We start from the raw sequence: 11,790 nt of genomic DNA, 5'->3' as shown, positions 1-11,790 counted from the left end.
TCAGCAGCGGCAATGAGGGCCTTACGAATAGGAAAATTCATAACAAGGACAAAACGATGAAACGGCGACAGACATGAGCGAAATGATGCAAAATCGCCCTAAATTTCCTCTCGGAAATGTGCGCATGCTCGATATATCTGTTTTTCATTGTCCGCTAGCACTTTACGTATATGGATTCGTGCTAAAGCGGACATTACCCTCAGAGATTCGCACGGGAGGGGGGAATCTGGAGCTTCCCGGACATCTTGCGTTACGAATCTAGAGATTCGTAACGAGGAAAACTCAATTGCCGCAATGGAGTTGCAGGACCAAATGCGTGCCCAAATAGAGTTTGGGCACGAGGGCCTAGCAAAGAGTGCTTTTCGCTCTTCCCTCTGCCTTTTCCTCCGTGCCCTCTGTGTCCTCTGTGGTGAAAAATTCTACAAGCAACCGGTGCAAACCAAATTCCGGTCGCCGTAGACGTTGTCCACGCGGCCCACGGCTGGCCAGAACTTCGAGGCCCGCACCCATGGGGCCGGGAAGGCGGCTTGTTCGCGGCTGTACGGGTGGGTCCACGCGTCGCTCGTTACGGATTGCGCCGTGTGCGGGGCGTTTTTGAGCGGGTTATCCTTGGCGTCGAGCTTGCCGCTTTCGACCGCCAGGATTTCGCCGTGAATGGCGATCATGGCGTCGCAGAAGCGGTCGAGTTCCGCCTTGGGCTCGCTCTCGGTCGGCTCGACCATCAGCGTGCCGGGGACGGGGAAGGACATCGTGGGCGCGTGGAAGCCGTAGTCGTTGAGGCGCTTGGCCACGTCTTCGACGTCGATGCCGGTGCGCTCTTTGAGCGGGCGAAGGTCGAGGATGCACTCGTGCGCGACGAGGCCGCCCCGGCCGGTGTAGAGGACCGGGTAGTACTCGCCGAGGCGTTTGGCGATGTAGTTGGCGTTCAAGATGGCGTACTCAGTGGCGGCTTTGAGCCCGTCGCCACCCATCATGCGGATGTACATCCACGGGATGACGAGCACGGACGCGCTGCCCCACGGAGCCGAGGCCACCGCGCCGCTTTTGCCCGGGCCGCCGGTCTCAACGACTCCGTGCGAAGGGAGGTAGGGGGCCAGGTGCGCGGCGACCGCGATGGGGCCGACGCCGGGACCGCCGCCGCCGTGCGGGATGGCGAAGGTTTTGTGCAAATTCAAGTGGCAGACGTCCGCGCCGATGTGGCCGGGGCTGGTAAGGCCGACCTGCGCGTTCATGTTCGCGCCGTCCATGTAGACCAGGCCGCCGTTGGCGTGGACGGTCTCGCAGATTTCCCGGATCGTCTCTTCGTAGACGCCGTGGGTGCTCGGGTAGGTGACCATGAGGGCGGCGAGCGTGTCGCGGTGGGCCTCGGCTTTCGCCTTGAGATCGGCGACGTCGATGTTGCCCGCATCGTCGCAGGCGATATCGACGACCTTGAACCCGGCCATGGCGGCGGAAGCGGGGTTGGTACCGTGGGCGGAGTGCGGGATCAGGCAGACGTCGCGCTGGCCCTGGCCCTTGGCGGCATGGTAGGCGCGGACGGTGAGGAGCCCGGCGTATTCCCCTGCGGCCCCGGCGTTGGGCTGGAGCGAAACGGCGGCGAAGCCGGTGATGGCGGCGAGCCACCCCTCAAGCTGCCGGAAGAGGGCGGCGTAACCGCGTACCTGTTCGGCGGGGGCGAACGGGTGGAGTTTGGCAACCAGCGGCCACGTGAGGGCCAGCATTTCGCTGGTGGCGGTGAGCTTCATTGTGCAGGAGCCCAGGGAAATCATGGACGTATTGAGCGCCAGGTCCTTCACCTCCAGGCGGTGGATGTAGCGCATCATCTCCATCTCGGTATGGTAGAGGTTGAAGACCGGCGCGGTGAGGTAGGGGCTCGTGCGGCGCAGGGCTTCGGGAATGACCTCCCCGGCCTCGGCGGCCAGCGCGGCGACGTCGAACCCGGCCTCCTTGCCGCCGTTGAAGACGGCCAGAAGATCGGCGATGCCGTCGGTAGTTTCGTCAAGGGCGATGGAGACGGTGTGCTCGTCCAGGACGCGCAGATTGAGCTTGCGGGCTTCGGCAAGGCGCACGATTTCGGCGGCAGGGGTGCATCCGAGCTCCACGCGCACGGTATCGAAGAACGGGGTGGGCGAGACCGTCCAGCCGAGTTTTTTCAACCCGGCGGCCAGCGCGGCGGCGAAAAGGTGGACGCGCGTGGCAATGCGGCGCAGCCCATCGGGGCCGTGATAAACGGCGTACATGGAGGCCATGACCGCGAGGAGCACCTGGGCGGTGCAGATGTTGCTGGTGGCTTTCTCGCGGCGGATGTGCTGCTCGCGGGTGCCAAGCGCCAGGCGCAGGGCGGGGGCACCGTGGGTATCGTGCGAAAGGCCAATCAGACGGCCCGGCATGGAGCGCTTGAAGGCGTCGCGGGTGGCAAAGTAGGCGGCGTGCGGCCCGCCGAAGCCCATGGGAACGCCGAAGCGCTGGGTGGTGCCCACGGCGACATCGGCCCCCATTTCGCCCGGGGACTTGATGAGGGTGAGCGCGAGCAGGTCGGCGGCGACGATGACGCGGGCCCCCTCGGCATTCGCCTTGGCGATGAACGCGGTGGGGTCGGCCAGCGCGCCGTCGGTGGCGGGCACCTGGAGCAGGACGGCGAACGGTTTTTCGGCAAAATCGAGGCTCTCGACGTCACCCACGATGACGCGCAGCCCGAGCGCGCCCGCGCGGGTGCGAACGACGGCGATGGTCTGCGGGTGGCAAGCGCTGGAGACGAAAACGGTCTTGTGGACGGCGTTCTTGGACTGGGCGCGACAGAGGTTGACGGCCTCGGCGGCGGCGGTGCCTTCGTCGAGCATCGAGGCGTTGGCGATTTCCAGGCCCGTCAGGTCGACGATCATGGTCTGGAAGTTGAGGAGCGCCTCCAAGCGGCCCTGGGAAATTTCGGACTGATAGGGGGTATAGGCGGTGTACCAGCCGGGGTTGCAGAGGATGTTGCGCAGGATCACCGGCGGGGTGAAGGTGTCGTGGTAGCCCATGCCGATGTGGCTGCGGTAGAGGTCGTTCCCTTCGCCGATGAGCGTGCGGAGCTCGTCGAGCGCCTCGTGTTCGCCGCGGCCAGCGGGGAGATCGAGCGGGGCAGGGAGCCGAATGCCGGTGGGGACGGCGGCGTCGGCAAGGGCGTCAATGGAGTCAAACCCAAGCGAGGCGAGCATGGCCGCCGTGTCGATGGCGTTCGATCCGAGGTGCCGCCGGAGAAACGAGTCGGCGGGGGCGAGGGCGTCTGAAATTGAGGAAACTGAATGACCTGACATCCGAGCAGGTTAGAGCGGCGGTTTCTCAAATCAATCTGAAAAATCCGGCGGCGGCAAAACCTGCCTACCCCCGCCCGGCGAGCCGCTCGCGCAACCCGGAGGCGCGCTCGATCCGCCGCGAAACGCCCTGGGCAAAGAGCGCCGGGTCGGTCCAAAGCTCGACGTGCGAGCGGGCGCGGGTAACGCCGGTATAGATCAGCTCGCGGGTGACGACGGGCGATTCCCGCTCCGGCAGGATAAAAAGCACGCGGTCGAACTCCGACCCCTGGCTTTTATGGACCGTCATGGCAAAAGCGGGCTCGAAGGCGGGAAGCTGAGCCGGGGTGAAGCGCCGCAGGACGGCCGCCTCGCCGTCGCCGGGGAACCAGGCCAGCAGGGAACGCTCGGAGCCCTCCGTCGCGGCGGGATCGGGCAGGAGCAGGCCGATGTCGCCATTGAACAGGCCCAGTTGCGGGTCGTTGCGGGTGATGAGGAGCGGCATCCCAGCGAACAGCGGCCCCTCGCCTCTCAATAACCCCGCTTCGCAGAGGAGCGCTGCCACTCGCCGGTTGATCTCCTCCACGCCCCAAGGCCCCTGCCGCACGGCGCAGAGAATCCGGAACCGCCCCAGCGCTTCGAGCGCCAGCGCCGGGTCGCGCTCCCGCAGCACCGGGCCGTAGCCATCGACTGCCGCCGCGCGCAGGGCTTCATTGAGATGCGCAGGGCTCGGTGTCGCACGGTGCCCCAGCCCATTGCCCGGAGTGGCAAGTAGGCCCGCCGCGTCGGCTCCCCGCCCCTCGCGCACGGCCTGGGCGAGGCGGTAAATAGCGTGGTCGTTGCCGAAGCGGAAATTCTTTTGCAACACGGCGAGCGAACCCCGGAGCGGCGCACCGGGCCGCGAGGCGGCGTCGACAATATCGGCCAGGACGCTGCCCGGATCGACCGAGGCAAGCTGGTCGCGGTCGCCCAACAGCAGCACGCGGGCCGAGGACGGAAGGGCATCGAAGAGGCTAGCCATGAGCGGCAGCGGGACCATAGAGGCTTCGTCCACGACCAGGAAATCGAGCGCAAGCGGGTTACGCGCATTGTGCCGGAAGCCGGGGCCTCCGGTAACACCCAGTAATCGGTGCAGCGTGGTAGCCCGGGGCAGCGCGGCCAGCAAATCGGGCCGCTCCGCGCGAGCGAGTCCTTCACGCACGGCCTCCTCAAGCCGCGCCGCCGCCTTGCCGGTGGGAGCCGCCAGGGCGAGCCTCGGCGCGGGCGATCCCGGCGGCGTGAGGCGAAGTAGAATCTTCACAACTGTCGTTGTCTTACCGGTGCCGGGGCCGCCGCAGAGGATGGACAAACGGCTGCTCACCGCGAGTTCCGCCGCCGCTTCCTGTCCCTCGGCCACCGCCGCCGGAACCGCTTCCGTCGCGCGATCAAGCAGCGCCTCGGCAAGCGCCGCCTCCTGGATGAAAAATCGGCGCAAATAAAGCCGCCCCGCGCCATCGAGCACCAGCGGCGTCATCGCGTCCGAATCCGCTGCGGCCACCGCCCGCGAGCAGCCAAGCACCTCCCGCCACTCGTCCAACGACGGCCACGCAGTTTCTCCCGCCGGGGCTTCTTTTAGATCCAGGCAGATGTCTCCCCGCGAGACGGCGCGGCTCAAATGCGCTGCCGCCAACGCCACGCGCTCCCCGCCCCCAAAGCGTGCCATAAAGCGCCCGAAATGCAAATCGAGATCAGCGAAATCCGCGAGCGACCGTTCCCCGCCCTTCGCGCCTTCGTGCCTTCGCGCCTTCGTGTGAGATTTTTGATTCATCGCGTTTGGGAAAGCCTCCGCAGTTTTTCAACCAGCGCCAGCGGCGGGCGCATCCGGCAAATGCCGCGTTCCGGATTGCCGCGCTCGACCCCGCGCAGGAACACATAGAACACCCCGCCGAAATCCCGCTCGTAATCATACCCGGGCAGCCGCGCGCTCAAAAAGCGGTCGGCAGCGAGCACGTAAAGATGCGCCTGCAACGCATAATGATGGGCGCGCATGGCGGCCTCCACGCCCGGGGCGTCGTAGTCCGAGGGTCGCTCGCCAAGCCAGTTCGATTTCCAGTCGGCAATATAGTAGCGCCCCTCGTGCCGGAAAAACAAATCAACGAACCCGCGCAAAAACCCCTCCACCGGCGTAAACCGGAGCGCCCCAAGCGCCGCGGGATCAATCACCGGCGAGGCGAAATCCGCGAACACCGCGCGCAGGTCCTCGGGCTTGAGCGACGGCAACCGCGCGGAGAACTCGGCCTCCGTAAGCCGGTCGTCTAGGCCAATGCGCGAAAGCGTCAGGCCCGGGGCCAGCTCCACTTCGAGCAGCTCCGTCAATTTCTGCACGACCGCCCCGGAGTGTGGCGATCCCTTGAGCCCGTAAGCCCCAAGGCGCGCCTCCACCAGCGGCGCGATCTGCTCCGGGTGGCGAAAATCGAGATTCTCCAGCACGTCGTGTAGGAACTCCCCGGCGCGCGCGCCTTTCTCAAATTGGAAAATCCCCGCGACCGGCTCGGCTTCGTCACCTGCCGCCGGAAGCGCGGCCGGAAGCGCATCGCGTTCGGGCAACTCCCCACCGGTGCCCGCCGTGAGCCCCGTAAAGCTGGTCAGAAACGCGGGCGTTCGGATCATACCCGGAAATACTCGCGCCGCGCAAACAGGCTTTTCCTCCGGCGCACCGAATGGTGAAATATGCGGCCCCTCTTCCGGTTCGATCATCGTCAGCGCAACGTGTTCCGGGCAGCTCGCAGCCAGGGCCCGCGCGCCTTCCCGAATCCCGTCGCCCAGCACGTGCCCCAGCGCCGAAACACCCGGCTGCTGGATGTCACCCGTGTAAATTATGCAGCGATGCTCAGCCCTTGTGACGGCCACGTAAAGCAGCCGCACCTCCTCAGCCAGCGCCTCGCGACCGTGGGCCTCGATATCCTCCGGATCAGCCCCATCCTTGCCGCGGAGGTCGAAGGTGAGCCGCCCCTCGGCGTCGTGAAATTGCACCCGCTTGCGCCGGGGTGTGTCAGCCGGACACCAGAGAAACGGACAGAGTACGACTGGATATTCCAGCCCTTTGCTTTGGTGAACGGTGACGATCTGCACGGCGTCGCCGTCGCTCTCCAACCGGAGCTGAGCCGCTTCGGCGGCCTCGCGAGGGTTCACACGCTGCTGTGCCAGCCAATCCACCAGCGCCTCGGGCGTGAAGCCGCCCGCCGTCTCAACGTCGTGCAGCAACTCGGCGAGGTGCAGGTAATTCGTCAGCCGCCGCTCGCCCCGCGCCGCCTCCATGACGCGCCGGTAGAGATCGCCCCCGGCCAGCAAACGGCGGAACATCACGGCGAACCCGGCGTCGCGCCAAAGCGTGCCCAGCCCGGCGAACCGCTCCACCCAGCGCTGGTGATCCTCGGGCGAAAGCTCCGCGAGTTCATTGCCATTCAGGCCGCCGAACGGCGTGACCAGAGCCGCGTGAAGCCGCGCGCGCAACCCGGGCTCCAGCGCCGCTTCCAAAAGCAAGCGCATCTCCGCCGCCTCGGGCGACTGGAAGACGCTTGCCTCGGTGTGCATGACGCCGCGCAACCCACGCCGGGCCAACGCCTCGTAGACGGCCTCCGCCTGCCGGTGGGTGCGCACGAGGATGGCCAGGTCGCCCCATTGCCACTCCCCTCCCCCGCTAACATGCAGCTGCGCCACATCCCTTGCAGCAGCAGCCGCCAGCGCGTGCATGGCCGCCTCCTGTGCAAAGCCTTTTTCCGCATCGCTCGGCAGGTAGCGCACCTCCAGGGCGGGCGGCGTCCCAGGCGGAATCTCCGGTTTATTGGAATGTACCGGATAATACTGGATTTGTTCCACCACAAAGGGCGCGCCGTCCTCACGCCGGGCAAAGAGCGCATTAAACCCGGCAAGGAGAGCCTCGTCCGAGCGCCAGTTGACCGCAAGTGTGGCGCGCCGCCGCGCGGCCCGGGCCGCCTTGAGATACGTAAAGATATCCGCGCCCCGGAAGCCGTAGATGGCCTGCTTCGGGTCGCCGATGAAAAAGAGCCGGTGCGCGCCGCCGCCGAAAAAACGCTCGAAGATCGCGTATTGCAGCGGGTCGGTGTCTTGGAATTCGTCGATGAGCGCGGCCTGGTAGCCGCCCCCGACCGCCCGGGCGAGTGCCGCCCCACGCGGGCCCGTCAGCGCGGCGTGGACCTGGGTGAGCAGGTCGTCGTAGGTGAGGATGCCCCGGCGAAGCTTGCGCGCGGGGATCTCCTCGGCGGCGTAGGCCAGCGCCTCGTGCGTGAGCTGGTTAAAGAATGCGTCGGCCAGCGCAAAAAGCGCGTCGCAACGAGCAAAGAAGGGGTGCGAAAGGGGTGTCTTGTTTTTCCCGGCGGCGGCGGCGATCGCGGTGCTCGTGAAATCTCCCAGCGCAGCGATAAGTTCGCCATCGGGCTCCGCGCCAAGCCGCGCCAGCACTGGCAGCGCGGCGATCCGGCGCTTGAGTTCGGCGGGGCGGAGGGTTTTGTCGGCTTGCAGCACGGCTTCGAGGCAGGAGCCTTCGCTCAGCCATGCCTGCCGCAGCGCTTCGAAGGTTTCGCCCAGCTGCTCCGCAAGCACGGAGGCCACGCACGCCTCGGGGCTGGGGCGCAGCACGAGATCGGGATGGTTACGCGTCTGCTCCAGCAGCTCCACCCACGCTTCGGGCGACTCGCCGCGCGCCACGGCCAGCGCGGCCACGAGCGCCGGGGCTTCGTGGAAACGGATGCGCCAAAAATCGGCGGCAACCTCCTCCAGCAATGGGCGCGCATCGGGTGTCAGCTCCGCGCCGTAGCGCGCGCCGCTCTCAAACGCCCTCTCCTGCAAGACGCGCTGGCAAAATCCGTGGATGGTGAAAATTCGCGCGTCATCGAACGACTGCACGGCGAGGTTGAGCAACCGTTCGCCCGGCTTCGGATCGGCGTGCGCGGCGAGGTACTTGGCCACGATGGCGTCTTCGGAAGCGCCCCGCCGGAGGTCCACCCACGCGGCGTGGAGCCGGGAGCGGATGCGCTCGCGCAGTTCCTTGGTGGCCGCCGTGGTGTAGGTGACGGCCAGGATCGCCTGCACGGGGAGCGCCTCCTCCAGCACAAGGCGCAGGTAGAGCGCGGCGATCGAGTACGTCTTGCCCGTGCCCGCGCTGGCTTCGATAAGGGTGGTCCCCGCTTCGAGCGGGAACGTGACGGCATCAAATGGGGTAAACGGAATGGGCTGCGTCATTGGACGGCCTCCAGCATCGGCCCGCAGACGGCACGGGCTACGGTTTCAAATTCCTCGCCCAGCGGATTGGCGTCTCCGTAACAGAGCCGCACGGCGGGGTCCTCGGCCTCGCCCGCCTCGCGCATATTCCCGAGCCAGACGGCCGTGGCGCGCTCCAGCGGCGTGCGGGTGGAACGGCTTCCCGGCGGCTTGGCGAACTCGATGGACGCCTTGGGAAAAAATGGCAACGGTGCGGAGAGCCCTCGCCAGTAAAGCTCCAGCAACCCCGCAAGCGCCCCCTCCGGAGCGGCTGCGAAACGGATGGCCTCGTCATCCCCGGCAAGCACGGTCGGCGCGGGCCGTCCGGCGGCGGCACACCAGGCGAGGTGCGAGATCCACGCGCGCAGCCAGTCCCGGGCCTTGAGCTTCGCGGGGCGGAAAAACGCGAGCGTGCCGCCGTAGACCGACTCCAGCCGCCCTGTAAGCGTGAATTCGCCAATGCGCAGATCCAGGGTGATAGGATCATCCCGGCGCGCACCGGGCAACAACGGCAGCAGGCGTTCCCGCAGTTCGCGCGCCGCGCGGTCGCGGTCCTGGTAATATTGAGCACCAACGCTCCCGACGGGGAGCAGCGCCCGGGCGGCCAGCGCGGCTTCGCCCGGAGGCGGCTCGGCGGCGAAGCGGGCTTCGAAAATCTCGTTGGCCACGGTGTAGAGCCCGAGGGCGTCGGGCGTCACCGGCTCGGATTCCTCCAGCGGCTCGTCCGGCAGGTCGAGCGCCACGCCGAGGCGCCGCTTGAGCAGGTAGGCCGCCGGGTTGTGGAAAAAGCGGATCAAGTCGGCCAGCGCCACGGTGCGCCACTCGGCGTCCGGCTCCGGCAGCGGGCGGGTGAAGAACGGCGCAGCGGGCGCGGGCCGAGCCGAGGCGGCGGCAGCGTTGGCCGCCGAGTAGCTAAAGAGCCGCCCGCCGGGCTGGAAATAATCCGCGCTGAAGCAGTGGAGCCGGTGCTCGAAGCTAAGCGCCTGCCGGGCATTGCACCCGCCGGGGAAGCGGAACCCGGCCTCCAGCGCGTCGAGGAATTCGCTCACCATCACCGACGGCGGAAATTCGTCGCGGCTCACCAGCGAGCGCCCGACGTAGCTCACGCGCAGACGGTCGCGGGCGCTCAAGATGGCTTCGAGGAAAAGGTAACGGTCGTCGTCGCGCGGGGAGCGATCGCCGGGGCGGGGATGCGCGCCGATCAGGTCAAAGGGGAAGGGCTGGTTGCGCCGGGGAAAGGCGGATTCGTCCATGCCCATGAGCCAGACGACGCGGGCCGGGATGCTCCGCATCGGCTTGAGCGCGCAGAAGGTGACGCCGCCCGCGAGGAAGCCCCCCCGCTGCGCGGCCTGCTCCATCTGCCCGCCCAGGTGCTCGCGAATGACGGCGAACTCCACCAGGCCGGAAACCGCTCCCGCGATTTCCCGCAGCCGCGCCACGGCTTCGCGCAGGGCGCGCACGTCGTCGATCTGCGCCTCGTCGGGCAGGCCCGTGAAGAAGCGCCCGATGACGCCGTCGAGCACCTCGCACCACTCGGGCAGCGGGCGCGCGCGGGCGAGCTCGGAGAAGGTCCGGAAAAGATCCTCCATGGCCGAAACAAAGCGCCCGAGCAGCCCGGCATCGGAACTCTCCACGTCCTCCTCGGGAAGGATGCCCTCGAAAAGCGTGCGGCGGTCGCCCGGCATGGCGTAGCCGAGAATGAGACGCTCCAGGCCGCGCCGCCAGGTGGCCTCGGGCGTGGCGGGCAGGCCCAGCTCGGAGCGTTCGTCGGCATCAATGCCCCAGCGGATGCCCGATTCGGCAATCCACTGGCGCAGGCGGGCTAGCTCCGCGTCGTCAAAGCCATAGCGGGCGCGCATCACGGGGCTCTGCAACAGCGCGAAGCCCTCCGGCGCGGTAAAGCGTGTCCCGACCGCACCCAGCAGCGCCAGGAAGAACCGGATGGCCGGGCTTTCGTTGCGCGGCTGGCGGTCGGCGATGCTGTAGGGGATGCGCCAGGCGGGATTCTCCGGGCCGCCAAAGACGGCATGGATCAAGGGCGCGTAGCTCTCGATATCGGGCGTCATGACGAGGATGTCGCGTGGGCGCAGCGTCGGGTCGGCGGCCAGGAGGTCGAGAAGCCGGTCGTAGAGCGCCTCCACCTCGCGCATGGGCGAATGGCAGACGTGGATTTCCACCGAATGGTCGTCCGGGGCGGCCTCCAGCGGCGGTTCGCCCACGGGTTCCCCACGGGCTTGGGCGTGGAGGATATCGCGCTGGAGATGGTGGAGCACGGAGTCGCCCGGCGGTTCCTCGAAACGCTCGGGGCGGTATTCCAGGCGGTGACCGGCGCGCTCGTCGGCCTCCAGGAGGACGTTGGTGAACTGCGCGTTGAGCCGCCCGAGCGAGGTCAGGAGCGGGTGGCCCTCGCCCGGTTCTTCGACCAGCCCGAGGCGCGCACGCTGGCGGGGCGTGAGGTCGTCGCCGTGGTATTCGCTCGACGGGGCGAGCAGGAAAAGATGCACCGGGCAGTGGGCCGCAAGCCAGAAAAAGACCTCGACCTGGGCGGGCGGCAACGAGGCGATGCCGAAGATCGAAACGCGCTCGGGAAATTCCGCGCCCGGCTCCACGCGCCCCCGGCGGAGCCGCTCCAGCACCGCGCCGAAGTGCAGCGCGCGCGCGCGGTTAAGCTCACGCCAGAGCGCGGCCTGCCACGCGGCGTCGCCCGCCGGGGCAAAGAGGTCGCCCTCGGGCGCGGTCCCGGCCTCCCATTCGAGCAGCAATTCGGGGCGATAGACGAGGTATTGGTCGAACACCCCGGCGAGGCGTTCGGAAAGCTGGAAGCGTTTGAGCGCGTCGCCGTCGGCCACGTAGCCCCGCACGGGGGCGAACTCCGGTCGCGAAAGGAGCCCCGGGAGCAGCTCGTAAATGTTCCACGCCATGGCGTCCGGCGCGAAGGCATCGCTCGCGGCCATCTCGGGCACGAACCGGCGCAGCGTTTCGTCCAAAAAAGCGCGCGGGAACGGGAACTCGGTGGCCATGCAGACCCCGCGCCTCGCGGCGAGCTGGAGCGAGAGCCAGCGGCTCATCCCGAGGCTCTGCACCAGGATGACCTCGCGCGAAAACGGCGAGGCGAGCGGCCCGGCCGTCACCCCGGCCAGTTCATCCGCGAGGAGTTCGAGGCGGTTGCCGGTATGGAGGAAGAGGCCGTTCACGGGAGAATGTTCAGGCTTAATTGCTTAATGCAACGGCTCCCCGCGCGCCAGCCTGGAGGTTGAGA

4 protein-coding genes are annotated in these 11,790 nt (G+C 67.5%); all 4 read right to left on the bottom strand.

Annotation, left to right across the window (positions count from 1 at the left end; genetic code table 11):
• Window positions 1-419: 419 nt before the first annotated feature.
• The 4 genes from gcvP to recC all read right to left on the bottom strand — a co-directional run bounded on the left by gcvP (window position 420) and on the right by recC (window position 11,725).
• A complete protein-coding gene (gene gcvP / locus B2828_RS15895) occupies window positions 420-3,296 on the bottom strand; it encodes an aminomethyl-transferring glycine dehydrogenase (protein WP_479634754.1) in 2,877 nt (958 codons plus the stop codon).
• Between the two features lie 64 nt (window positions 3,297-3,360).
• Entirely contained in the window at window positions 3,361-5,079 is a 1,719-nt protein-coding gene (recD, locus tag B2828_RS15890; RefSeq protein ID WP_479634753.1) for an exodeoxyribonuclease V subunit alpha, read from the bottom strand.
• The gene (gene recB, locus B2828_RS15885; protein WP_479634752.1) at window positions 5,076-8,513 is read right to left on the bottom strand and encodes an exodeoxyribonuclease V subunit beta; all 3,438 of its coding nucleotides are present in this window, start codon (window positions 8,511-8,513) and stop codon (window positions 5,076-5,078) included. The genes recD and recB overlap by 4 nt, the downstream gene beginning before the upstream one ends.
• The gene (gene recC / locus B2828_RS15880; RefSeq protein ID WP_479634751.1) at window positions 8,510-11,725 is read right to left on the bottom strand and encodes an exodeoxyribonuclease V subunit gamma; all 3,216 of its coding nucleotides are present in this window, start codon (window positions 11,723-11,725) and stop codon (window positions 8,510-8,512) included. Before recC ends, recB begins: the two co-directional genes overlap by 4 nt.
• Window positions 11,726-11,790 lie beyond the last annotated feature (65 nt).

Source organism: Spartobacteria bacterium UBA695 (assembly GCA_002298145.1).
Taxonomy (GTDB): Bacteria; Verrucomicrobiota; Verrucomicrobiia; order Chthoniobacterales; family Chthoniobacteraceae; genus UBA695.
Note: the sequence above shows the minus strand (reverse complement) of the source record. Positions and strands in the feature narration are given on the sequence as shown.

What these genes read in the sequence shown, in the direction of transcription:
- gcvP (WP_479634754.1), bottom strand. Translation starts at nt 3,296, where the DNA reads ATGTCAGGTCATTCAGTTTCCTCAATTTCAGACGCCCTCGCCCCCGCC.
- recB (WP_479634752.1), bottom strand. Translation starts at nt 8,513, where the DNA reads ATGACGCAGCCCATTCCGTTTACCCCATTTGATGCCGTCACGTTCCCG.
- recD (WP_479634753.1), bottom strand. Translation starts at nt 5,079, where the DNA reads ATGAATCAAAAATCTCACACGAAGGCGCGAAGGCACGAAGGCGCGAAG.